The sequence below is a fragment of the Lysinibacillus sp. BPa_S21 genome, from assembly GCF_023337795.1.
Classification (GTDB): Bacteria; Bacillota; Bacilli; order Bacillales_A; family Planococcaceae; genus Lysinibacillus.
In genome coordinates this window covers 519876-545724 of the sequence record NZ_JALIRS010000003.1, presented here as the reverse complement: position 1 = coordinate 545724, position 25849 = coordinate 519876, and the positions used below count along the sequence as shown (strand labels likewise).

Below are 25849 nucleotides of genomic sequence, written 5' to 3'. Positions count from 1 at the left end.
GAAGGGAAGCATAAATTTGTCGATGGAGAAGGTACATAAAGCATGGGCTTTAGCAACCGCTGCAGTAGTTGTACCCTGTGTTGTGGCAATGCCTGCAGAAGCAGCGACAATGCCATTTACAGATATAAAAAATAGCGGAAGCGAAGCAGAATTATACAAGGCGGTTAGTGAATTATATAATCAGGGAATTGTCTTTGGAACAACATCGACTACGTTTAGTCCTTATCAAAATTTAACGCGAGGGGAAGCGGCATATTTTTTGGCTAAAGCTCTAAAATTGGAGACAAAAAATGTAGTGAATCCTGGCTTCAGTGATGTACCAACCTCTCATCAATATTACGGGCATATTGCCGCGCTTGCTGAAAAGGGTATTATCCAAAAAGGTACAAATTATAATCCAAATCATTTTATCAAGCGAAGTCAAATGGCAAAGATGTTGACAGTTGGCTTTGATTTACAGCAGGCAACAACATTATCTGCACCATTTTTAGATTTTACGAAAGATAATGAAACTAATAGGTATATTCAAACGTTATTAAATTATGAGATTACACAAGGAACTAGCGCGACGACATTTTCACCTTATACAGATGTCCGACGCGGTCAAATGGCCTTATTCATCTATCGTACTTTGCAAAAAACAGAAGATGATTTCTTTATTATTAGCGTTGAATAAACACGAAAACGCACTCTCAGGTTATTTTCAATCTTAGGGTGGTTTTTTGAAAGGTAAAAGGTAAAATCGGGTAATAATGGATATGTTTGTTGTGCTAATTGCACACGTCCCCCGAAGAAGATCAAATAGTTCTATACATATTTAAATGAAGGAGGAGGTAGTTGTTTTGTTTAAAAAAGTATCTATTGTAGTTGGCATGTCTTGTATTTTGCTGACTACATCATATGCTGTGCCTCTGACAAACACATCTGAAGAAGTATTGGCAGCTAGTATTGCAAAGGATGTATCACAATCACATTGGGCAAGAAGCTCAATAGAACATATGCTAGAAAAGCATTATATGACAAATTATCAGGATGGCTCCTTTAGACCAGAACAAACGATTACTAGGGCAGAGGCGGCAACTGCAATTGCCCGTTCCATGCAGCTAAACCTTGATAACAATTATTCTCCAAATTTTAAGGACTTATCAGCCAAACATCCGAACTATAAAGAAATTTGCGCCTTGGTCAAATTAGGGGTTTTGCAAAATGGTGATTACTTCAACCCTGATGCCCCTTTACAGCGTGCGCAAATTGCCAAAATGCTAACACTCGCTTATAAAATTGAAGTCGATTCTAAAAATAATAGTAAATTTAGCGACGTGAAGCAGGGATATTGGGCAAAAGACTATATTGAATCACTTGCAGATGTTGGGGTTATTAAAGGGATCAACGCACAGCAATTTGCACCAAATCGGTTGGTAACACGTGCGCAATTTGCTTCTCTGGTTGAAAGAAGTCTCGACTTTTCAACGAAGGTAGCAAATCGCGAGGTCGCCTATGACTATTTATCCAAGTCATATATTCCAACAAAAAATTATTCGCCAACCATGTCTAATGATGTCATCCGTTTAGTTAACGTGGAACGACAAAAAAGAAAGCTACAACCCCTAAATTATGATGCAGCATTAACACAAGTTGCCGTTATTAAGGCACAGGATATGGTGAATCGACATTATTTTGAACACAACTCACCTTACTACGGGATGCCCTGGGATATGGCAACATTATTCGATTATCCTTATACGAGCTTTGGAGAAAACATAGGAAGAAAAATCCCATCCCCTGATGCGGCCGTTAAAGCATGGATGGCTTCTCCAACCCACCGTGAAAATATTTTACGAGAAAATTACACAAATACCGGAGTGGCAATTGCCGTGGATAGCAATGGAAATTACTATTGGGTGCAATTATTTTCTAGTCAATAGCTGAAGCGAGCGGGGTAAGAAATACCTGCGCGGAGTGTGAGAATACCCGCGGGAGGGAAGGTAAATACCAGCGCGGAGTGTGAGCATACCCGCGGGGGGAAAGGTAAATACCAGCGCGGAGTGTGAGAATACCCGCGGGGGGGAAGGTAAATACCCGCGGAAGAGAGGTAAATACCCGCGGAAGAGAGGCGAATACCCGCGAAAGTGAAGCAAATACCCGCGAAGGTGAGAATACCCGCGAAAGGTGAGCGAATACCCGCGAAAGTGAAGCAAATACCCGCGAAAGTGAGAATACCCGCGGAAGAGAGGCGAATACCCGCGAAAAGTGAGCGAATACCCGCGGAAGGAAGGTAAATACCCGCGGAAGGTGAGCGAATACCCGCGAAGGTGAGAATACCCGCGGAAGGAAAGCAAATACCCGCGAAAGGTGAGCGAATACCCGCGAAGGTGAGAATACCCGCGAAAGGTGAGCGAATACCCGCGAATAGCAATTGAATACCCACGCAAGCAGCGTAGCGACAGGTACAGGTGTAACCCGCATTCATCTCACCACCTAAAAGGTGGGGACTTCTGCTGAAAAAAAGTAAACTGCACTAATTCTTGTAATCTATTGTGACAAAGCGTAGCGAATATTACAGGAATGTTACAAAAATCCTGAATATCCATTATGTAATACCCATATTTTAACGCTGATAAACCGCGAAACGTTGGTATATCAGTGTTTTTTTGTACTCTCAAAACCGTTACACAATTGAAAAGTTATACTAGCATCTTTTGTGATAGTCTATTTATAGGCAAAAAAGTTTCTGAGAGGGGAATACCGAATATATGAAAAAGAAATGGTTACTACCGATTTTTGCATCTTTTATGTTATTTACAACAACTCAAATAGATACAGCTGAAGCAGCTACAGCATCTGATGTTACTGATACAGCTTCAAAATATTTAGGGGTTCCATATCTTTATGGGGGTACGACTACTAAAGGAATCGATTGCTCAGGCTTTACATCAAAAGTATTTGGAGAATTAGGTATTCAATTAAACCGTACATCAGGCTCACAATATCAACAGGGTACTGCGGTAGCTAAGAATGATCTTCAAGTTGGAGATTTATTATTCTTCAATACTAGTGGTAAAGGTGTCTCACACGTATCGATATACGTAGGTGACGGAAAAATGATTCATTCACAAACAGGTAAAGGTGTTAGCTACTCAAATGTAAACGATCCATATTATTGGGGTTCTCGTTACATCGGTGCTAAACGTGTAGCAACATTTGATAGCACACAAGCTGAAGCTGTTAAAGAAGAAGTAAAGAAAGCTGCGATTGATTTTACAGTTTATGCTTCTCGTGCTGAAGTGGCAGAGCAAATTGCTAAAGCGCTTAACTTGGATACATCCGATAAAAATACGAAATTTACAGACGTAAAACCAACATTTGAACATGCTGGTGCGATTGCTGCTGTATCGAAGTTAGGTATCTTTGATGGTGATGGTAGTGGTAAATTTAATCCATCTTCACCGATAACACGTGCTCAAATCTCGAAAGTTTTAGTACAGGCCTTCGGATTAAAGCAACAAGGCAATGTTGTAACATTTACTGATGCTCCTGCAAATCATTGGGCAAATGAATTTGTTTCAATTCTAGCGTCAAATCATATTACAGAAGGTAAAGGAAATGGTACTTTCGGTTATGATGAAATGTTAAAAATTTCACAGCTTCAAGCATTTATTGAACGCGCACAAAAATTACAATAATATCAAATTCCGTATTACTTAGACAAGGGCTACGTTAGAGTAATACATGCAAGGAAGTTCTTTTAAATAATGAATAAATTGAGGAGAGTTTGCACTTGCAGACTCTCTTCTTTTTATGAAATACCAAATATAGGAGGGGTGCCCAAAAGTAGTATAATAGTTACATTTGTATGATAGTTTTGTCTGTGTGATTTTGCTAAAATGAACCACGAGAACAGGAAGGGAGGAAATAAGACAAATGTACCTCAAAAAAATCAGTCTTATATTATGTGTCTTATTCATTTCAGCTTCTATGTTTACAATACATAGTGCCCAAGCAAGTGGCGGATTTGTAGATGTTCCTAAAACGCATGAAGCCTATGATGAGATCAATTATTTAGTTAGTTTAGGTGTTATTAAAGGATATACGGAAAACGGCAAAACGTATTATAAACCTTATAATAGCGTAACCCGTGGACAAGTTGCTAAAATGGTCGTTATTGCATCAGGTAATAAGCCACTAGTTGTTAATAAATCAAGCTTCACGGATGTGAAAGTCGGAACAGAGCTTTCAGGCTATGTAGAACGTGCTATACAGCTTGGCCTTTTTAAAACAAATATTAAAGGTCAGTTCTATCCGAACAAGCCTTTAACTCGTGATGAAATGAGTTATGTTTTAACTAAAGCGTTTAAACTTGATACAAGTGAATATCAAAATATCGATTCTCCTTTTGTAGACGTAGCTATTACGAATCCGTACGTTACATACGTAAATACAGTTTACTATAATGGTATCGCGCAAGGATCGGGTCAAAAATATAACCCGACTAGCCAAATGACACGTGCGCAGTTTGCATTATTTGTAGCGCGTGCCAAAAGTGAAAAGTATCGTTTAGAGCTACCAGTTAAAGGTGTAGTTGTACCGGATACATCACAAGTCATTGGATTAGTTTCTGTAACTACCGATGGATTAAATATTCGCAAATCTAAAGATTCTTCATCTACTATTAATATTGTAGGTACTGTCAATAAAGGCGGTAAGCTATCCGTTTATGCAGTTGAAGGTGACTGGTTAAAGGTTACTTACAAAGGTGCCTTTGCTTATATTTATAAAACATATGCACAGTTTTTAGATGCAGATGGTAACCCATTAGGGAATGTCCAAAAACAAGTTACTGCAACACAAAATGTAAATCTTTACGTAAAACCAACTTCTTCATCAAAGGTAATTACGTCAATTAATAGCAAAACAAAATTACCAGTGTATAAGACAGTAAGTGGCTACCATTTAACTGTAGTAAACGGTATTCCAGGCTATGTCGTGGCTAATAGTACGGAGGACGTTGAAAAACCTTCTACTCCAGATCCAACTCCGACTCCACCACCAACAGTCTCTGGTGATGTATTAGGTCGAGTGACGGTTGACAGTTTAAATATCCGCAAAGAAGCAAACTCTACTTCTACAGTGCTAGCTAAGCTGAAAAAGGGCGAAACTGTTCAAGTAAACAGTATTAACGGCTATTGGGCTCAAGTTACTTACCAAGGTCAAAAAGGGTATGTCCATAAGTCATACGTAAAGTTACTAAACCAAAGTGGTAACCCATTGAAAGACCGAATCATTATTATTGACCCAGGACATGGCGGAAAAGACGTTGGTACATTGTATGGTTCTTTCTACGAGAAAAATATTACATTAAAGGTTAGTACGATTGTAAAGAACAAGCTGGAAGCAGCAGGTGCAAACGTTAAGATGACACGTACAGGTGATACGTTCCCTTCATTACAGGGGCGTGTAGATTTTACAAATGCTAATTACGGTGAAATCTTTGTAAGTATCCATGTTAACTCTGCATCGAATACTTCTGCACAAGGTACTGAAACATATTATGCAAAATCAACAGGTGATATGTATCAAGAGGACATTGATCTTGCGACATTTGTAAATAATCAAATCGTTAATAACGTAAAAATGAAAAATCGTGGTGTTAAAGAACAACAATATTACGTAATTCGCAACACGATTATTCCAGCTATTCTTGTTGAGCTAGGCTTCCTATCAAATAGTGAAGACCGCGCTAAACTGACAAGTGATCAATATGCTGAGATGTATGCTGATTCCATCTATAAAGGAATTTCGCAATACTACGCAAAAAAATAATAACAACGGGCTACATTGTTCAATGAACAATGTAGCTTTTTTACTTAAAAAAGCATGAGGAAGAAAGAGGCAATTGAATCACGTTGTATGTACAATTGCTGTACGCATCATGCCAAGCTGAAAGTACTATGAGAAAAACTATATTTCCGAAAAAAATGATAAAAAGAGACAAGAAATGCTTGTTGCATTTAATGAATTTGTATCTTTTGTAGATAACCATTCCTCCTTGGTAAGAAGTTTGTTATACGACCAAGTAAAAAAAGATGAATATGTAGCATTGGAAACAGCTATTGCTAAAGAAATTCTTTTATTCCAAAAAGCTGTAACTGACCCTGAAAGACGAACGCATGTCGAAAACCTTGAAGTAGCTTCGAAAGAGTTCAACAACTATATTAAAGAACAAATGGATAAAAGCATGTGATAACTTATCTTGAAAATTCTATTAATAATAGGTCCTGAAAGTCTTGTTAGATATAGGCTTTCAGAAATTTTTAATTTGGGGGATTCCAGTAGAAAGATATTGGGTTAACATGCCGAAAGATACATCCTATAATAGCATTCTATTATTTATGATAAAAGTTTAATAATTCCTGTATTTAATAGTTTTACCTGTCTAATTTTGTTAATATTAATGTTAGAACAAGAAAGGAGGAAATATGACATTGAATCTTAAAAAAATTAGTGTTGTATTATGCGCCTTATTCGTTTCAGCAATGTTTACAATACATAGTGCACAAGCAAATAGTGGTTTTGTAGATATTCCAAACAAGGATGAGGCATATGAAGAAATCAATTATTTAGTTAATTTAGGTGTTATTAAAGGATATACGGAAAAGGGCAAAACGTATTATAAACCTTATAATAACGTAACGCGTGGACAAGTTGCTAAAATGGTGGTTGTTGCATCAGGTAACAAGCCATTAGTTGTTAATCGATCAAGCTTCACGGATGTAAAAGCAGGCACAGAGCTTTCAGGCTATGTAGAACGTGCTATACAGCTAGGCTTTTTTAAAACAAATATAAATGGGCAATTTTTACCAAATAAGCCGTTAACTCGTGATGAAATGAGTTACGTATTAACAAACGCGTTTAAGCTTGATACAAGTAAGTATAAAAATATCGATTCTCCTTTTGTAGATGTAGGTATAACTCATCCGTACGTTACATTCGTGAATACGATTTACTATAATGGTATTACAAAGGGAAGCAATCAAAATTATAATCCAAATGAACAAGTGACACGTAAACAGTTTGCGTTATTTGTAGCGCGTGCCAAAGAAGAAAAATATCGTTTAGAGCTACCAGTTAAAGGTGTAGGTGTACCGGATGCATCACAAGTCATTGGCCTAGTTTCCGCAACAACTGACGGCTTAAATATTCGTAAATCAAAAGATTCTTCAGCTGCTACTAATATTGTTGGCACTGTCAACAAAGGCGGTAAACTATCAGTCTATGCAGTTGAGGGAGACTGGTTAAAGGTTTCCTATAAAGGTGCCTTTGCTTATATTTATAAAACGTATGCACAGTTTTTAGATGCAGATAGTAACGCATTAGGGAATGTCCAAAAGCAAGTTACTGCAAAACAAAATTTAAATCTTTACGTAAAACCAACTTCTTCATCAAAGGTGATTACATCCATTAATAGCAAAACAAAATTACCAGTGTATAAGACAGTAAGTGGCTACTATTTAACTGTAGTAAACGGTATTCCGGGCTATGTTGTGGCGAATAGCACAGAGGAAGTTGTAGTAGAAAAACCTACTACTCCAGATCCAACACCAACACCAACACCAACTCCACCATCAACAGTTTCTGGTGATCTATTAGGTCGAGTGACGGTTGACAATTTAAATATCCGCAAAGAAGCCAACGCTACTTCCGCAGTAGTAAGCAAGTTAAAAAAGGGCGACTTTGTTCAAGTGAACAGTATTAACGGTTATTGGGCACAAGTTACCTATCAAGGTCAAAAAGGGTATGTCCATAAATCTTATTTAAAGCTTTTAAATCAAAAGGGTAATCCGTTAAAAGATCGAATTATCATTATTGATCCGGGTCATGGTGGTAAGGATCATGGAACCATTTTCGGTAAAACGATTTTCGAAAAAGACATTACATTAAAGGTCGGTACCCTTGTCAAGGACAAACTACAGGCTGCAGGTGCAAATGTAAAGATGACACGTACAGGTGATACGTTACCTTCATTACAGGGGCGTGTAGATTTTACAAATGCTAATTACGGTGAAATCTTTGTAAGTATCCATGTTAACTCTGCAGTGAATACTTCAGCACTAGGCACTGAGACGTTTTATTCAGTGTCAACAGGTGATATGTTTAAGGAAGATATTGATTTAGCGACATTTGTAAACAATCAAATCATAAATAACGCAAATATGAATAATCGTGGTGTTAAAAAATACAACTATTATGTCATTCACAACACGATTATTCCAGCTATTTTAGTAGAGTTAGGCTTCCTATCAAATAACGAAGACCGCGCTAAGCTGACAGATGATCAATATGTTGAGAAATATGCTGAATCCATCTACAAAGGAATTTTGGAATATTACTCAAAACAATAATAATGAAGAGCTACATCGTTCAATAGAGACGATGTAGCTCTTTTTGTAGTATTAAGGTGAATTTTATTAGCGTAAAGAAGTGATTTAGCGGCGGAAGTCACGGGTTTAGCGGCGCACCATGCATAATTAGCGGCGGAATTCACAGGTTTGGCGGCGAACTATGTATAATTGCGGCGGAATTCATGAGTTTAGCGGCGAATCGAGCATATCAATCGGCCGAATTCACAAGCTTATCAGCGATATATGAATAAATAGGAAACAATTGTCGATTGTTGGAACCTTTTAAGCGTGTGAACGTTTTAATTTTTGCAATCGTTTTGCGATTATCACGCCCTCTATAAGGATATATGTATCGTATGTTCCAGTGGCTAAATTACCAGGCATAGTAAATCTGATATTTTTCCGAATTGGTACTAATATCTCTTTGAACTCAGTATTGCCTGTTGCGGAATCATCAGCCAGTGCCCGTATCAACAACTTTAGTCTAAAATTTCTCTTTTCAATGTACAACGTGCAGGCACATTAACATTGTTCTTAATCGCTACAGTGGAGAAGAAAGTAAATTTACCAGACGGTGGGGCACATAGCTATCGTAGCTACCCAATTTAATGCATGCTTCATAAATATTTGTGCATTTTTGTCACCATTCGTTGTGAAATAGGCTACACCATTTTATCCTGCCAATCCGCTTCATTATTGAATTGAACAACTCTGCCTATACCGTGCAATAGCATTGGCTACGTCAATGTCAATTTCCTGTTTTATGGATAAACAGTAAGTACTCTAACACAATATCTTCAAGGGGTTTTTGCGGATTCATTATAGGCTGTCTAAAAGGCACAAATTGCATCACCTCCATTTCAAACGTACATTTTGACATTTTCACGTTCTTGTTGCTGATAAAAAAGCTTTAAGTTCCGGGCTATAGTTAACCTTTTCAGAAACAAGTTGGTCATTAACTGTTCCACAAGGGTGTGTAATATTGACATATTTCTCACTACTTCCAGAGAAAGAGCATGCTACGGGTAGTGAAATGAATAATTCTTCATACCATTCACATCCTTAATTTTGTACTTTTCTTTAATTATGTGTGATTGAACCATGAAATTTGCACTACTTATGTATCGTGCCTCTAAATAATCGATAAATCATTAAAAAAGGGTGGAACATTAGTTAAGACGTATGCTTTGAATAGAAGTAGATTGGAGTGGATGCTGGGCGACTCCTGGTGATCAATAGAGGAACGACGGTTAAAAACGCCTTCGAAAACAACAAATGTTTTCTGTAGCGAAAGCGAAGCGCTAGTCGGAACGGATATAGTGATTAGCTCAACAATTGTTGTGGTATAATTTTTTCTAAAATAGATTGTCGATTGATGTGAGGGGAAAATTGTGTGCAAGGGGACCAATGGTAGGGGGATTGGCTCGGAAGACTGGGGATAAACTCGTAATTTAGAGAAAAAGAGAAATCATTGCATAATTTTATATAAAATCAATTATAAGTCTATCTGTATTTATGTTATAATAACACTTGTTTTGCTTAAAAAGAATAAACAACTATGATTCGCGATAGAGGAGGGCAATCACATCTACTGAGATGTATGACATTTATGAATAAACTGAAACAAACCTTTGCAAAGGTCAACAAAATTGATACGTTTTCGCCGTATTTCTTTTTACCTTTTATATTAGTGCTCTATTTCTTTACAAGTCTATTTGATTTCCATCGATTTGAATTATTTAATTTACGTGTATCAATTTGGCCAGCGGTATTTTTAGCAGTAGCCTGCTATTACATCGGTGTTTACATTATTGATAAGTTACAATGGACAATCCCATCATTTGGTTTATCCTTCTTTGGGAAGTATGTTGTTCATTTTATCGTACTTTTAACTTTACTAGGTTTAGTTTCATACGTATTAATGATGATTTCCGGTGGTGGGTTAGGAATTTCTGATGAATCTAACCGCCGTAACCTTGATCCAAAACTAAACTTCTTTGCACAATTATTATGGTATGGCGTTTTACTGCTAATATCTTATAAAATGATTTTAGAAAAAAATATGACATGGAAAAAAACATTAATCTACGGCTCCATGTATGCTGCTGTAATGTTCTTATTCCTATTAATGGGTTACCGTACGCCATTAATCATTATGTTATTTACTGGTATTATCATTTTCCATTACGTTGTAAAACGTGTGAAATTAACATGGTTCCTTACGGCTCTGTTTGTTATCGGAGTAGCTTTCTCAATGTTTGGTTTCTTCCGTGTTGTATCAGAGGATACAACGAAGGAATTTAATAGCCGTGAACAGCCAGAAGTAGCTTTAACTGAAACAGAAAAGGAACAACTGCTATCAGTAGAGCAGCAAGTGAATTTAACACCAAAATGGATTCGTTCATTAAATGGTGAGAGCGTAACTGGCCATATTGTTTTAAGTAAAATTATGGAATATACACAAGAGGAAGGCTACCTTAAAGGTGAAATCCATGCTGGTGTCTTCAATACCATTTTACCGGGCGAACAAGTATCGCCACGTATGAGAGTAACAGAGGTTGTAAACTCTCTAAGCGAATCAGAAGGTAAATATATTACACGTCCTAATAGAACAACAACACCTACATTTATCGGTCAATTATTCTTAGATGGCGGTTATCTACTTGTAGCAATTGGCTTCTTCTTATACGGTGTATTAATTTCATTAATTTATAATAAAGTGAAGCAAGGTGGTATTCGTAGCTTCCACTCAGTAGCTTATGCATTTGTCATTACCGTATTTACAGTATCTATGCATACGGGCTTACTTGATTTAATCTTTATTTTAATGCTTGGCTTTGTCATAATTGCGTCAGCGATTATTAAAACAGATAAAAAGAAGCTTTCATACTAAACAATACAAGAGATGTCTCAAATATTATTTGAGGCATCTCTTTTTCGTTAGGTATTATTATCCGTCGCTTTTATTTCACCAAAAAAGCTGTTGGGCCGAGACTCTGGAGCGCAGCGGGGAGGGGCTTGTGATAACGTCTACGTGACCAGAACCCGACGCCCCCGGAAAAAGCACTTAGTCGAAAAGGAACCTTAAATAGCTTCCCAACAACAAAAAAAGTCGCCCTAATAGGATAGGACGACTTCTTTTTTATTTGACTGTATTGATTACTTTTACGTAGTCTTTGCTAACGAAAGCTGTACTTGTATGGAGCTTGTCAGAAAGGACTTCATACCAGCCGTTTGTAGCAGAGCTTGTGATGATAACAGGCATACCGCTTCGTGCATATGTGAATAGTGGGCTAAAGCTAGTAGCCGCGCCAGTACGAACGTTTAAGCCGCTTGTTGTCGTTAGACCGACTGTGTATGGGTTACGGGCATCCTTAAAGCCTAACGCCTTTTCAGCACGGTAATAGTGTCCGGCAATTTTTGAACCCCAGAATGGATCAGAAGCGTATTTTATATTAAAGCCAAGCGCTTTTGAACCAATTGTTGCACCATTAGCAAAGTAACCCCCTGGTGTAATATAGTTTGGCTGTAGGAATTTATCCACAAGCTCATTGACATTGTCAATTACACTATCAAATTTTTTGTTTGCTGGGTTTGTATCATACACGTACAAACCAAATAGGTTATTTAAATCTTGTGCATGGTCACTCATACCATAAGCACTCTCATGCTGTGCAAGTGACAACACGAGCATTGCGTTAATTTGGGATTTAGCTTCTACATTTTTCAATGTTTTCCCTAAACCTATTAACTTACTTTTCTTTGTAGCATCTTTATAACGGCTGACTCCTGTACTCTCAACTTCTGCTAGCTTTTTCATAATATAAGCATCTATTTCTTGTGCAGTATATTTTGTTTGAGCACGGGCAGGTAAAAATTGATAGTAGTTATAAGCATCACCTTTAGATGAGCCACTGCTATTTGTGAAATAAATACCGTCCCAGCTATAGTATCTTTCGCCCTGCTTCATAAATGCTGGTGCTTTTCCGAAAACATAGCTAGAAGAATACTTATTTGTTTTGTAATCGTAGAGTGTGTGTTTAATTTCGCCATTTTCATTTGAATAGTACGAACGGCCTTTGCTCATTGAAAATGGGATTAATGTAACATCAGCATGCTTTAAGTAGCCGACCTGACCTGCTAGTCGAACTTTTACTTGTGTTGCATCACTACTTAGGTATTCCATTTCTGTGTTTGCTGCAACAGATAACGCGTCATTAATTGTTTCAGATTTAAGGGCTACATAATTATTTGTAACAACGATGCCTGAGGACATTTTTACAATTTTGTCACTTTGGACAATAACCTGTGTGTTTTTTGTCATAGCTTTTTCAGCAGCTTCAAAGGTAGAGAATCCTTGGTTGCCAACTAATGCACCGTTTGAAATTTCTTTCACAGCATATTTAGAGGGGCCAGTTGTATTACCACCGCTAGTATTACCATCATTAGAACCGCCACTGTTTGAATTGCCATCGTTTGGTTCACCAGCATCTGGATCACCAGCAAGTTGCATTAAACGTAGAATAAACGATGATGATTGTCCAATCGTTGCGTTTTTTTCAGGCATAAAATTACCATTAGAGCCTTGAATGATTCCTAGTTGTGCACCTATAGCTACTGCTTGACGGTAGTCTTTATAAATAGCTGCATTATCCTTAAAGGTAATAGAAGAAGTACCTTTAGGAATTTTTAAATAATCAATAGCTCTCTCAAGCATAACCGCCATATGTTGTCTTGAAATAACGGCATTAGGTTTAAATGAACCATCTCCGTAGCCTGTAATAATCCCAGCTGAAGCAGCAAGTTTAATACCTTTTGCATGTACATATGTATCTGGAACATCTTTAAAGACCATGTCGCTTGTCGTTTGAAGATTCATGGACTTCGCTAAATAAGAAGCAAACTCTCCGCGTGTCACATTGTCATTTGGACGATAACTTCCTTTAGCATCTTTTATTAGTGCATCTTTGGAAATTAAATAACGAAGACCCTGTTCATGTGAATGCCCTGTTAGTTCATCGGCAGATGCCAGTTGGGGCTGCCAAAGAAGCATGCCGATAACTGTCATGAGCAAAGCAATGATTGATAGTTTTTTCATATTTTACCCTCCTAGACTTCTACATCATTTTACCAAAGTTATAGAGTAACGATAAGGTCAAATGTTAGAAAAATCATAAAATGAGACTATATAAATAGATTTCGTGTCAATTAATATAAAACTGGAAAATAGCTTAAATGTTCCATGGCTATTTTGGCATATTTTTGCTAATCTTATAGAAGTAAAACATGTGAAGGGAGAGTTGAGAGCTCCATATTTCCTTGGAGTGCAAAAAAAATGAAAAAAATAGCGAAAAATTTACTAGTTTTAGTTGTATTATTGTCAATGGTTGTTAGTCCGTTAAATGCTTATGCAGCACAAACGGTTAAGAAGGATTATAAACTATCAAAAGGTGTGCAGTATAAACAATATACATACAGCAGTACCAAAACAAATTCTATTAATCATATTGCTATTAATGTAGATGAGCCAACGACAGAAGTACAATTAGGTATGCCCGCAACAGTCAATGGTAAAGAATCTACAGTCGCAAACGCTAATCGCCATTCACGCGAAGGGAATCGTGTAGTTGGTGCTATTAATGCAAGTTTCTTCGATATGTCGGTAGGTTTCCCATTATTTTTACTTTCTAAAGATAATGTGATTTTAAACGGTGGTGCAGTTTCAAACGGCTCCGATGAATATATGAATGTTCCTACAGCTTTCGGGGTTGCACCTGATGGCAGAGGGGTCATTGACTATTTTGATTTTGATGTAACACTTTCTCATAAAGGTAAAAACTATGAAATGTCGGGAATGAACCGTGCACGTAATATATATGAAGGAATTGTTTACACACCGCAATTTTATAGTAAAACAACAAATACGAATGAATATGGTTTCGAAATCGTAGTAGATACAGGAGCTCCGATTACTGAAAACAAATTTGGTCAAACATTAACAGGGAAGGTTAAGCAAATTACACCTTATGGATCGAAGGAGAAAATATCCATTCCTTCAACTGGTTTCGTCGTTTCTTTACAAGGTGGGGATTGGCACAGTAAGTTAAGCAAAATTGCAATTGGAGATGAGTTGAGTGTTAACTTCTCGATTGATAAGCTTTGGAAGGATGCGAAGTTTATCTTAGCTAGTGGTCCGTATTTAGTAAAAGATAATAAGCCTTACATTATGATGAGTACATCTAGCAGTCGTGCAAAAGCGGTTGTGCCACGTACAGTTGTAGCGACAAGTAATAACGGAAAAACAGTTCACTATATTACCGTCGATGGAGGTCAGAAACATAGCGCAGGGATGAACATGGTTCAACTTGCTAACTATTTAGTGTCACTTGGTGTCGATCGAGCAATTAACTTAGATGGTGGCGGCTCAACAACAATGGGCATTCGAAATCCCGGTACTAATAATGTCGTTTTAGCGAACCTACCATCAAATGCAGGGAATGCGCAACGTCTTGTATCCGCAACATTACAAGCTGTTAGTACGGCCCCGACCGGCAAAGGCGCAATTATTAAATATACGCACAGCACAAACCATGCAACTCTTTTAGCAGGTGCTTCGTCTAGTATAGCAGTGCAATATATTTGGGATGAAAACTATAATCCGCTACCACTTGAAGGTCGTGTATCGCTAAAATCTGAGAATAATACGTTAAAAATTAACGGCTTGAACTATACTTCAACGACAGCTGGCAATGATCGTATTTACATCAACCACGATGGTACACCTGTTCAATCGTTCCAAGTGAAAGTAGTAGATGCTCCAGCAGAAATGAACATTGCACCAAAGTCAAAAACAGTAGGATCAGGCGAAACTGTCAAATTTACGATGGATGCAAAGGATGAGGGTGGCAAACCTTTAGTTTACAATGCATCACAGGTGAAATGGACTGTAGAAGGTAATATCGGTACAATTACTAGTGATGGTAAGTTTACAGCTAAAAATCCAGGGGCTACTGGTAAAGTAGTAGCGACCTTAGGGAAAAAACGTGCAGAAGCTGCAGTAACTGTAGCAAAGGGCGCGTTGTTTAAAGATATTCCTAGTAATTATGTATACTATAAAGAAATTGAGTATTTAACAAAAAATAAAATTATTACAGGTCAAGCAGATGGCACATTTAGACCAAATGACAAACTTACACGTGCACATGCAGCAGTTATTATTAGTCGTGCACTTGGTTTAAATACATCAAACGTCAAAAATCCAGGTTTTAAGGATATTCCAGCGAATCACGTTTACTATAAACAAATCGCATCTGTCGTTGAGTCTGGTATTATGAGTGGTAAGGGCAACAATACCTTTGATCCGAATGGTACTTTAACTCGTGCACAAATGGCGAAGGTTGTAGCATTGGCTTATAAACTAGACGGGACAAGCGGTATCAACTTTAAAGATGTATCAAAAAATCATTGGGCATACACATATGTTCAGCAGTTAGCTGCAAATAAAATTACAACTGGCTATGGTGATAATACCTTTAAGCCAAATGAAGCAATTAACCGAGCTCATTTTGGATTATTCCTTTATAGAGCAATCCATAAATAAAAGCCGCCCTTAAAAGAAAGGCTTCGTATTTATTAAATAGCAAACTAGTAGTGTTACCTAGTTTGCTATTTTTCTCTTTAAATAAAAATGTATGGAAGTGAGCGAGTTGGCTTGTATTCTTGCAAGTAGAAAAATACTCGATTGTTACTTTTTTAAGTAATCTTGTCTATAAGTTGGAAGTGGAGGCTTGGTGACTCCTTGGTGATGAGCATATTTTTTATCATGTTACAAATCTACTAGCGACTTTTGAAGCTCACTTTTTTTACTATTTTTAAAAAGAACGAAAATGTGCAATTGTGGTATAATCTCAGTATTAAAAAGTAAAAGGATGTTTTTTAATGAAAATAGGCATTGTGGGGAATTACGGCAATGATAATAATGGTGATGAATCAATATTATACGGCATTCTTCAACAAGTAAAACAAACATTTTCGGTAACTAGTGATGACATTACCGTTTTTAGTAATAATACACAACAAACATCCGAACGCTATGGGGTACATAGCTATCCATTGTATTACAGAAAGAGTAACTTATTTAAAACGTTTATCCATACTTATAATAACAATAAACAATATGTATCAACATTTGACCTCCTCATCATTGGTGGTGGTGGTATTTTAATGGATTTTTATAAACGTGAGGCTCACCTGTATGGAGCGTATGCAATGATGGCAAAACAAAGTAATGTTCCCTACATTATTTACGGATGTGGCGCTGGACCGCTAGATACGTTTTCCGGGAAAATTAGTATTCGCGTAATGTGTCGTTATGCAGCAAATATCTCTGTACGTGATCCCCAGTCTAAAAAGCTTTTGCAAAGTATTGGGGTGAAAAAGCCAATAGAAGTTATTGGTGATCCTGCATTTACATTAAAAGGGGATCGTCATGATTATGCAGATAAACCAGTTAAAATAGGTGTATCAGCGGTTCCGTACTATAATGCAAACTATTGGCCAGAGGGAAATGTTGAAAAATATGATGCGTATGTTACAAGCATGGCAAAAAATTTAGATCATGTAATTTCTGAGCATAATGTCAAAATTACATTTTTCGCCACTAAATTCCCGCAGGACGTCACTGTGACGAAAGATATTCAGAAAAAAATGCAACAACGTGAACATACAGAAATTATCGATGAAAATTTGGTGCCGGAGCGATTACTTGATGTAACGGAGAAGCAGGATATTATTATCGGCACACGTCTGCACTCGCTTATTTTGGCCACAAATTCAGAAACGCCGATTATTGCGATATCCTATCATACAAAAGTACAGGATTTTATGTCCTTTGTGGGCTCATCAGATCGTTGCTTACAAATGCAAGATATAGAGGATGATGAGAAGGCTCTATCCACATTAGTTGGCAAACTAAGTAGCAATTGGGCGCAGTCGATCGCGGAGACGAAACAAATTGCTACCCATATTCATAAAGAGGCCATGCGTGGTCAGGAATTAATGAAAAAGGCAGTGACACGTCTATGAAAAAAATACTTGTAATTAGTAATATGTATCCAACTTCTGATCATTTATCATTCGGTATTTTTGTGAAAAACCAAGTCGCTGCACTTGAAAAAGCAGGACTAGACGTAGATATATCTGTTAATACTAATCCGGCAACAGGCAAGAAAAACACCATTATGAAATATACAAAATGGGGTTTATCGACATTGATGAAAGGCTTAAAAAACAGAAAGTCCATTGATGTCACACATGCACATTATGTGTTTCCATCGGGTATGCTGTCGCTACTATTAAAGAAAATGTTTGGCATACCATTTATCGTTACAGCGCATGGTGGCGATATTGAGCGCATGGCGAAGAAGAACGCTAAAATTCGCAATTGGACAGCGAGTATTTTACGTGAAAGTGAACATGTTATCGCAGTAGGTCCTGTCTTAGCTCAACAAATTGAACAAGATTTTGGCATTGAAAAAGGTAAAATCTCTGTCGTTAGTATGGGTGTGAATCGTGAGGTTTTCACAAAAGGAAATCAAGAAGCGATATGCAAAGAATTGCAATTAGCAACTGAGCCATTCAGATTTTTATTTGTAGGAAATGTTATTAAACAAAAAGGCGTTGAAGAGCTGTTACAGGCTTTCCAAATGCTAAAAACAAAAGTATCTCGTCCTGTAGAGTTAAATATTGTAGGTTCTAGAAGAGATCAATCGTTTTTCCAATCTTTGCAACCATTAATCAGTGAAGACGTCAAATTTATAGATCCACTAAAACAACAAGAACTAGTAAAGTGGTTCCAAGCAAGTGATGTCTTTGTATTACCATCTCATTTAGAAGGATTTGGATTAGTGGCATTAGAGGCATTAGCGACAGATACACCTGTTATTGCTTCAAATGTAGGCGGACTTGTATCGTTGCTTGGAGAAGGCGCAGGGCATTTAGTGGAGCCCGAAAATGCGATGGTTTTATCTGAGGAGATGCTGCGTGCCGTGAACACGCCAACAGAACAATATATGAATCGTGAAGCGGTCGACAAAGTTTTAGCCATTCACGATGAAAAAAATATAACAGCTCGTTGTATTGAGATTTATAAGTCGGCCATTGAAGGTAGGGATGACTTATGAAAAATTTTTTAAAAGTAATCGGAGCGGTTGCGATTATTAATATTGTAGCTCGTGTTTTTGGATTCTTACGCGAAGTGATTATTGGTTCTCAATATGGTAGTAGCCATATTGCTGATAGTATTTTCACAGCTTATACAATTCCAAATTTTTTATATCTAGTCGTAGGTGGTGCATTCACTACTGCCGTCATCACGATTTATAATCGGGAAACAACGGACCGTGCACTATTTGTTAAACAGTCCTTTACAATTGTTTTGTTAACCGTTTCCATTATGACCATTGTCATGTTAGCATTCACGAATCCGATAATGGACATGTTTAATCAAGCTAAAGCTGAGAAGGGCAGATTAAGTCAAAGTGATTTAGAGTTAGCTAAAAATCTATATTATTGGATGATGCCATCGTCAATCTTGCTCGTATTATCCTCATGGTATAGTGGATTGCTAAACGCAAATCATAAATTCCATTTGTCTAGTTTTGCCATTTTAATTTATAATGCAGTGTTTTTATTAATTGCTGTAGTTTTATCTAATATAAAAAGTATCGGTGCAATTGGATATGGGATTAGTGCATTAGCAAGTGCGATCATAATGATATACTTCTTAATTGCCGGCTATCGTAAAATGGGTTCGTTTAAGGTTGGTTTTTCATTTGAACGTAATAGTGCATCAAAGCAATTGTGGGTAATGATCTTACCGATTATGCTTGGTGGCGCTACCATTCAACTTTATGCGTTATTACAGCGTGTTTTTGCAGGGATGTTATCTGAAGGAGCAGTAGCTGCTGTAAACTATGCCTCAAGGCTTATGCAATTCCCACAAGCTATTTTAATTACAGCAGTAACAACTGTTATCTTCCCGATTTTGAGTAAAAAAGAGGGAGAGAACGACCATGCTTCCATTAAAAGCTTATACTCAAAAGGGTTACATTATCTATTGTTGTTACTTTATCCTGTAACAATCTACTCATATTTTTACTCAGAGAATCTAATACAGGTTGTTTATCAACGAGGTGAATTTGATGAACTTTCAACTGCAATTACTACACCAGTAATGGCAATCTTCTGTTTATCGATGTATTTTTTAGCCGCAAACATGTATATAACGCGCTTTTATTATGCAAAGGGTGACTCAATGGCACCTGTTGTCTTTAGCATAATCAATGTATTTGCTGTTAATATTGCTGTTATTATGCTACTTGTTGACAAGTGTGGAGCAGAGGCAATTGCCTGGGGTACATTTGTAAGTTCAGTAACAAACTTTATTATGCTAATTGTTTATGCAGGCTTTAAATATGACCTGAAAATGGGGATCTTCAGCAAAGAGCTTCAATTTTTCAGAGCAGTTCCACCAATGATCATTATCACAGTTGTTTTGTATTTTTCAAGTAAATATTTAGTATTTAGCAACATGTATATAAATTTCATTGTAAGCCTTGTTATTTTTAGTGCAGTAGTTGTTGGCTCGTACTTATTATTTGGCGTGAAAGAAGTTAAAGAATACGGCAATAAATTAAAACGGAAGTTTTCTAAATAATAGTGAAGTGGGAATCTAAGCAAGAATTAGATACCCACTTTTTTATTTTGTTCAATGGACACTAAAGTTACTAGCTGCAAAAAAGTTGTTATTTTTATAATATTTTATAGTGAAAAAAAAGGAGCTGTATTATAATTAGTTTTAACTTACTTTCAGTAAATATCTTTTGTAACGTAAGTGAAACGGCAGTTACAGAAGTTTCCACTTATATAGGTGGTGTGATAAATGCGGATTTAAGTTACTTTTAAGTGGGTATCCGAAGAGCTGTTGAAATAGAGGAACTCAGTTTAAGAACGCCACGTCCTGTGGCAATTTATCTGTGAGAAAGCATAGCAGCAAAAGGAACAACACACGATTGAGTGACCAACATAATGCTGCTGCCGCTACGTTAGCACTACGCTTTCGCGCAAAAAACCATAATGCTGCTGCCGCTACGTTAGCACTACGCTTTCGCGCAAAAACCATAATGCTGCTGTCGCAACGTTAGCACTACGCTTTCGCGCAAAACCATAATGCTGCTGTCGCTACGTTAGCACTACGCTTTCGCGTAAAAAAACATCTGTCGGCCCTCGTGCATGCCTAAACATAAAGCCGATTCCGGACGCAATTATGCCGAGGCATAATTAATTCAGTGTGGAATTTTTTATGAACATATGGATAATATCGCATTGCTCTGTATGCATAAAGGACTAAGTCTACTACAAATTATGATAAGGGAGGAAGTATGGCAAGAGGTAGGAAGGTTAATTCAAATGGTGAACGAAGTAAACAATTATTACTTGAAAAAGCTTTAGAGTTATTTTCTGAAAAAGGTTATCACGAAACCAAAATTAGTGATATTGTAAAAGCTGCTCATGTAACACAGCCAACTTTTTATTTATATTTTGAAAGCAAGGACTCTCTCTACAACGATCTGAATACACGATTTCAACGTGGATTTGATGAAATTATGAATAAACAATCAGAAGAAGTTGAAAAGGGATTAGAAGGCTTTGTTAGAGAGCTAAAGCAAAAAGTTCATATGTTATTCGTTTACATAATCGAAAACCCAAAATTAACAAAAATCGGATTATTTGAATCTGAGCAGTCACTTGCAGTTAAATCTCGACTTACACAGCAATTTACTCACCTTATACATCGTTATGATTGTGCCCATATAATACAATCATATTGTGTAGACCAAGACATCATTGTAGATAGTTTTGTAGGGTCCTTAGAGCGTTTAATACTAACTAATTTACTTGAACACAAAAAACTACCATGCGAGTTAGCGAGCGACTTAGTTCATTTATACTTTGTAAGAGAAGCAAATTATAAATAGCTCATAACCATAACGTGTGGTTGATTTCCGCTCCGACTGGGCGCTTTCCTGGGGGCGTCCGATGAGCCGCTTCGCTTCGCTGCAGGGTCTCATCTGTGACGCAAATCCCCAAGGAGTCGCCCAGTCTCCACTCCAATCAACTTAAATAAATGGTATACGTTGTCGTCCACAATTAATGGTAATGAGCCTTATAAATTTCAAAAAAATGCTGGAAAAAACCAGTTGAAATCTTAAAAAGCGCGAGAAATCAATTTTACACTCGCGCTTTTCTCATGTGAAATTTTAAAATTACGCTTCAAAAACTTACTAATGCCACATTCTCTTTGCTATTTCTTAACCGTAATATGAAGATAAGCGCCTTTTTGAAGCTTATTGCCTGTTTCTTTTTGAATAGATGGATGAACAAGTAGCATATACTCTTGCCCACTGTTTAACGGCTTTAATGGAGTAACAAGTAATGAACGACCATTAACTTTTGTAGAAATAGGTACCTCGTTACCTCCTAAAGCGACGAGTTGTACACTACCATTAGCAATCTGTGAAGAGAGTGCTTGAGAGAATTTCACCGTAAAGGTTTTAGAAGCTGCTACATTTTTTAAGCTTGCAAGTTCTTTATAATTTGTATGTTGTGCTTTTATTGCATCATAATGTGCCTGGAAGATAGGAGCAGTCTTTGTAGGGATGTTCGGTTTTACTCCAACTTCATTAATTGTTTTTCCTAAAGGGCCTGTAAAATTACCGACAGTCAGCTTTAAATAGCTACCATCTTGCAATTCAAAAAAGCCTTGCATACAGCCTTTTCCATACGTATTTTCTCCATATAAAATAGCAGATTGCTGATCTTGTAATGATGCTGCTAACATTTCAGAGGCGCTAGCACTATAGCGATTTACAAGAATACGAGTATCAGCTGGGAATTTTTCATTTTGAATGCCAGCACGTACTTTGTAAGAGGCGTGTGCTTGTTCTAGTAAATAAGCTATTTTCGCCTTTGGGAATAGCCCTGCCATCTCCTCAGCTGTTGTCACATAGCCGCCGCCATTGTTTTGTAAATCAACGATAAAAGAAGTTGCGCCACGCTGTTTTAATTGAATAAGCGCATTTTTTACTAGTTTTGCACCGTCTTCTGAGAATGATGACATAGCAATATATCCGACATCCCCAAATAATAATTCAGATTCCACATTCGGTAATGTGAATTTTTTTCTTATGACGTTTGTCGTAGAAGTTGTCCCATCTGCATGCTGGAGTGTCACTTCTATTGTAGTGTCTTCATCTCCAATTAACAGGGAGGAGACTTCTTGTGTAGAGGTTCCTACTACGGATTGTCCGTTAATGGCAGTAATAATGTCTCCAGCAACTACACCCGCATCCGATGCGCCGCTGTCCTCAAACACTTGTAAAATATGAATACCGTCTTCATGTTCTTCGATGATCACACCAATCCCAATTGTTGATAGATCGATGCTATTTATAAAATCCTCAAATTCTTTTTTCGTAAAATATGTAGAATAAGGGTCTAGCATATCAATGATTTCAGAAATTGTTTTAGCTTTTTGCAAGTTGCCATGGATGGTTCCTACATAATTTTCCTCGATAATTCCTTTGATTTCTTTTACAAGCTGCTGTTCATTGCCTGCAGCAGAAGCATTGGTAAATGGAATGATGAAAAAGCTTAGAACAAATACGAATGACCACAATACTTTTTTCATTGGACACCTCTTTTCGAATTTCCTTTAGTATACATGATTTTCCATATGAGCGTGAATAGGGAAAGTAGAGGAATTATGACAAAAAAAATCTGTTAGCCTTTTGCGAATAAGTAAGTTTATGCAAGATTCATAGAACGTCGTTGTCTATAGGAAGCTTGAGGCTTATTCGCAAAAAGCAAGCAGATTCTAGTTAGATGAAGAAATTAGAGAAGTCTTCTTTGATTTTTTTGTGAGGTTATGAATAATCAAGCCGATCAGCGCACCAATGATTGCAGGTACAAGCCATGCAAGACTTTGCTCGTATAATGGTAGAGCTTTTAAAATGTTCACATATGGAGCAATATGAATCTCCATTTGCTTTAAACCATCATTCAGACTAACAAAGAATGTAGGAATTAACGCTAAAATGTAAACAATTTTTCCGCCTTTAAAGAAGTGATCGAAAAGTGACAGAACCATTAATACCATTGCAAGCGGATAGATGATTAATAATACAGGTAGTGATGCACTTATAATTGTAGAAAGACCTACGTTTGTTATAGCTGCACTGAATATTGTGAAAATTACTAAAAACGTTTTATACGAAACTTTAGGAAATAGTTTATTGAAAAATTGAGCATTGGCAGTTAGTAAACCTACAGCAGTAGATATACATGCTAGTAAAATTGTAGCAGATAATATAATAGTCCCGAGTCTACCGAATAGAGCCTCAGCTGACTTCGCTATGATTGTACCGCCGTTATCAAAAGTTCCTATTGCATTGATACTAGTGTTACCAATTTGTCCAAGTGCGATATAGACAAAAGATAAGCCAATAGCCGCAATAATTCCTGCGAAAATTGTCGTTTTGACTTGCTTTTTAGTGTTTGACATACCCATGTCGCGCAATGCTTGTAAAATAACGATTCCGAAAACAAGTGCACTTAGTACATCCATTGTTAAATAGCCTTGCACAAAGCCCTCAGTCAATGGTGTCTCCGTATATTTACCTAAAGCTGCTCCTGGTTCACCCATTGGTGAAATAAAGCTCTTAATAGCTAGTAATAGAATAACACCTAATAGAACAGGCGTTAAAATTTTCCCTACGCGATCGACAAGCTTTGAAGGGTTAATCGCTAATAAAAGTATTAAGGCGAAAAATACGATTGAAGTAATGAAAAGAGGCGCCCAATGATCTGTTAATCCCTCTGGAAGAAATGGGACGATCCCGATTTCAAAGGATACAGACCCCGTACGCGGCACTGCAAAAAATGGTCCAATCGCCAAATATACGATTGATGTAAAAATAACACCAAAGGTAGGGCCAACACGATTCGCTAGTATTTGTAAATCGCCACCCGCCTTCGCAATCGCAACAATGGCTAATAGCGGTAATCCAACACCTGTTATTAAAAAGCCGATCATGGCTGTCGTTATATGTTCACCAGCTTGTTGACCTAATAATGGGGGGAAGATAATATTTCCGGCGCCTAAGAATAAGGCAAATAATAGTAAACCTACTGCTAAATTCTCTTTGATGAAAAGCAAAATGTTTTTCATAAAAATTAAAACTCCTTTAAAATTGAAAAGATGAAACTTTCTAAAAATTTTAAATACTGATGTGTATATTATCATATGAATACTAATCTTGCAATTAATATTCTCCTACAATTTGTCAGAATCTGTCGGAATCAGCAAGATTCCTAAATTGTTTGAAAAATAGTCAGTTTTTCCGATACCTCAATTCAAAAATCTCTAGTATGATAGACACACAAGGAAATATTTTAGCACGAACGGAGGCAAATTGATATGAAAAAAACAAAAAAATTAAGAATCCTTGCATTAAGCACTATTGCTACTTCTTTTTTAGCATTACAAACAGCAGAAGCAGCTACGTATACGGTGCAAAAAGGCGACACTCTAACGAAAATCGCTCAAAACCATAAAGTAACAGTTCAAGACATAAAAAGCTGGAACAATTTAAAGAATGATATGATTTATGTCGCACAAAAGCTTGAAGTTTCAAAACAAGCTACTAATGTTGTGGTAAAACCCTCGAATCCATCAACTACAAAACCGACAACACCATCAAAACCCGCAACTGCTTCCCATACAGTAGTTAAAGGTGATACATTGTCCAAAATTGCTAAGCAATATAATGTGATAGTTAAGGACATCAAAGACTGGAATGGTCTTAAGACAGACACGATTTATATTGGACAGGTGTTAAAATTATCTTCGGTAGCTTCAATACCCGAGAATGAAACAGTACATAATAACGGATCTTCAGATGCAGGAACATCCACATCTAAAGATCCTGCCGCTAATGGACAAGCTATTTATAAGAAAACAGTAGAAGTAGCCAAGTCATTAGTAGGAACACCATATCTTTACGGTGGTAACACATCGGAAGGTTTAGATTGTAGTGGCCTTATTTACTATGCCTTTAATCAAGGCGGTTTAAAAATTGGAAGAGACAGTAGCGAAGGATATTTTTACGGTAATACAACACAAGTTAAAAATCCGGTAGCGGGAGATTTAGTATTTTTCCAAAATACTTATAAAGACGGAATATCCCATATGGGTATTTATCTAGGCAACAATAAATTTGTCCACGCGGGGTCAGACGGTGTTGAAATTTCAGACGTTACATACTCTTACTGGTCAACAAGATTAGTAGCTTATAAACGATTGGACGCTATTAAATAAAGTTAAAGCGATT

At 37.0% G+C, this 25849-nt stretch carries 16 protein-coding genes; 13 read left to right on the top strand and 3 right to left on the bottom strand.

From position 1 onward, the window contains the following. Positions 1-22 precede the first annotated feature (22 nt). From MOK21_RS08410 to MOK21_RS08380, 7 genes are all read left to right on the top strand, one after another. Positions 23-676, top strand: a complete 654-nt coding sequence (locus MOK21_RS08410) for an S-layer homology domain-containing protein (protein WP_249073483.1) — start codon at positions 23-25, stop codon at positions 674-676. A 166-nt stretch (positions 677-842) separates the two neighbouring features. Next, complete coding sequence (locus tag MOK21_RS08405) at positions 843-1925, top strand: CAP and S-layer homology domain-containing protein (RefSeq protein WP_249073482.1); 1083 nt, start codon at positions 843-845, stop codon at positions 1923-1925. An 828-nt stretch (positions 1926-2753) separates the two neighbouring features. Beyond that, complete coding sequence (locus MOK21_RS08400; RefSeq protein ID WP_249073481.1) at positions 2754-3683, top strand: C40 family peptidase; 930 nt, start codon at positions 2754-2756, stop codon at positions 3681-3683. A 238-nt stretch (positions 3684-3921) separates the two neighbouring features. Then, positions 3922-5820, top strand: a complete 1899-nt coding sequence (locus MOK21_RS08395) for an N-acetylmuramoyl-L-alanine amidase (protein ID WP_249073480.1) — start codon at positions 3922-3924, stop codon at positions 5818-5820. A 175-nt stretch (positions 5821-5995) separates the two neighbouring features. Further along, on the top strand, positions 5996-6241 hold the full coding sequence (locus tag MOK21_RS08390) for a hypothetical protein (RefSeq protein ID WP_249073479.1): 246 nt from the start codon (positions 5996-5998) through the stop codon (positions 6239-6241). Between the two features lie 241 nt (positions 6242-6482). Then, on the top strand, positions 6483-8399 hold the full coding sequence (locus MOK21_RS08385) for an N-acetylmuramoyl-L-alanine amidase (RefSeq protein ID WP_249073478.1): 1917 nt from the start codon (positions 6483-6485) through the stop codon (positions 8397-8399). 1609 nt (positions 8400-10008) lie between these two features. Then, positions 10009-11292, top strand: coding sequence for an oligosaccharide repeat unit polymerase family protein (locus MOK21_RS08380; protein ID WP_249073477.1), 1284 nt, complete (start codon positions 10009-10011; stop codon positions 11290-11292). 249 nt (positions 11293-11541) lie between these two features. On the opposite strand, the gene MOK21_RS08375 is transcribed toward MOK21_RS08380, so the two are convergent. Continuing rightward, positions 11542-13497, bottom strand: a complete 1956-nt coding sequence (locus tag MOK21_RS08375; protein ID WP_249073476.1) for an S-layer homology domain-containing protein — start codon at positions 13495-13497, stop codon at positions 11542-11544. Positions 13498-13734: 237 nt separating this feature from the next. Here MOK21_RS08375 and MOK21_RS08370 point away from each other — a divergent pair, with 237 nt between their 5' ends. The 5 genes from MOK21_RS08370 to MOK21_RS08350 all read left to right on the top strand — a co-directional run bounded on the left by MOK21_RS08370 (position 13735) and on the right by MOK21_RS08350 (position 21436). Further along, entirely contained in the window at positions 13735-15999 is a 2265-nt protein-coding gene (locus MOK21_RS08370; RefSeq protein WP_249073475.1) for an S-layer homology domain-containing protein, read from the top strand. A 338-nt stretch (positions 16000-16337) separates the two neighbouring features. Next, positions 16338-17483, top strand: a complete 1146-nt coding sequence (locus MOK21_RS08365; RefSeq protein ID WP_249073474.1) for a polysaccharide pyruvyl transferase family protein — start codon at positions 16338-16340, stop codon at positions 17481-17483. Further along, positions 17480-18580 (top strand): glycosyltransferase, encoded by a 1101-nt coding sequence (locus MOK21_RS08360; protein ID WP_249073473.1) that lies wholly within the window; start codon positions 17480-17482, stop codon positions 18578-18580. The genes MOK21_RS08365 and MOK21_RS08360 overlap by 4 nt, the downstream gene beginning before the upstream one ends. After that, positions 18577-20115, top strand: a complete 1539-nt coding sequence (murJ, locus tag MOK21_RS08355; RefSeq protein WP_249073472.1) for a murein biosynthesis integral membrane protein MurJ — start codon at positions 18577-18579, stop codon at positions 20113-20115. Before MOK21_RS08360 ends, murJ begins: the two co-directional genes overlap by 4 nt. Positions 20116-20839: 724 nt before the next feature. After that, a complete protein-coding gene (locus MOK21_RS08350; RefSeq protein ID WP_249073471.1) occupies positions 20840-21436 on the top strand; it encodes a TetR/AcrR family transcriptional regulator in 597 nt (198 codons plus the stop codon). Positions 21437-21762: 326 nt separating this feature from the next. Here the strand turns inward: MOK21_RS08350 and MOK21_RS08345 are convergent, their stop codons facing one another. Both MOK21_RS08345 and brnQ read right to left on the bottom strand, forming a co-directional pair. After that, complete coding sequence (locus MOK21_RS08345) at positions 21763-23148, bottom strand: S41 family peptidase (RefSeq protein WP_249073470.1); 1386 nt, start codon at positions 23146-23148, stop codon at positions 21763-21765. A 186-nt stretch (positions 23149-23334) separates the two neighbouring features. After that, entirely contained in the window at positions 23335-24687 is a 1353-nt protein-coding gene (gene brnQ, locus MOK21_RS08340; protein WP_249073469.1) for a branched-chain amino acid transport system II carrier protein, read from the bottom strand. 249 nt (positions 24688-24936) lie between these two features. On the opposite strand from brnQ, the gene MOK21_RS08335 reads away from it, so the two are divergent. Continuing rightward, positions 24937-25836, top strand: a complete 900-nt coding sequence (locus MOK21_RS08335; protein WP_249073468.1) for a C40 family peptidase — start codon at positions 24937-24939, stop codon at positions 25834-25836. Positions 25837-25849: the final 13 nt, after the last annotated feature.

Coding starts and splice junctions, on each gene's coding strand:
- MOK21_RS08410 (WP_249073483.1), top strand. CDS start 23: ATGGAGAAGGTACATAAAGCATGGGCTTTAGCAACCGCTGCAGTAGTT.
- MOK21_RS08400 (WP_249073481.1), top strand. CDS start 2,754: ATGAAAAAGAAATGGTTACTACCGATTTTTGCATCTTTTATGTTATTT.
- MOK21_RS08395 (WP_249073480.1), top strand. CDS start 3,922: ATGTACCTCAAAAAAATCAGTCTTATATTATGTGTCTTATTCATTTCA.
- MOK21_RS08390 (WP_249073479.1), top strand. CDS start 5,996: ATGCTTGTTGCATTTAATGAATTTGTATCTTTTGTAGATAACCATTCC.
- MOK21_RS08380 (WP_249073477.1), top strand. CDS start 10,009: ATGAATAAACTGAAACAAACCTTTGCAAAGGTCAACAAAATTGATACG.
- MOK21_RS08375 (WP_249073476.1), bottom strand. CDS start 13,497: ATGAAAAAACTATCAATCATTGCTTTGCTCATGACAGTTATCGGCATG.
- MOK21_RS08370 (WP_249073475.1), top strand. CDS start 13,735: ATGAAAAAAATAGCGAAAAATTTACTAGTTTTAGTTGTATTATTGTCA.
- MOK21_RS08365 (WP_249073474.1), top strand. CDS start 16,338: ATGAAAATAGGCATTGTGGGGAATTACGGCAATGATAATAATGGTGAT.
- MOK21_RS08360 (WP_249073473.1), top strand. CDS start 17,480: ATGAAAAAAATACTTGTAATTAGTAATATGTATCCAACTTCTGATCAT.
- murJ (WP_249073472.1), top strand. CDS start 18,577: ATGAAAAATTTTTTAAAAGTAATCGGAGCGGTTGCGATTATTAATATT.
- MOK21_RS08350 (WP_249073471.1), top strand. CDS start 20,840: ATGGCAAGAGGTAGGAAGGTTAATTCAAATGGTGAACGAAGTAAACAA.
- MOK21_RS08345 (WP_249073470.1), bottom strand. CDS start 23,148: ATGAAAAAAGTATTGTGGTCATTCGTATTTGTTCTAAGCTTTTTCATC.
- brnQ (WP_249073469.1), bottom strand. CDS start 24,687: ATGAAAAACATTTTGCTTTTCATCAAAGAGAATTTAGCAGTAGGTTTA.
- MOK21_RS08335 (WP_249073468.1), top strand. CDS start 24,937: ATGAAAAAAACAAAAAAATTAAGAATCCTTGCATTAAGCACTATTGCT.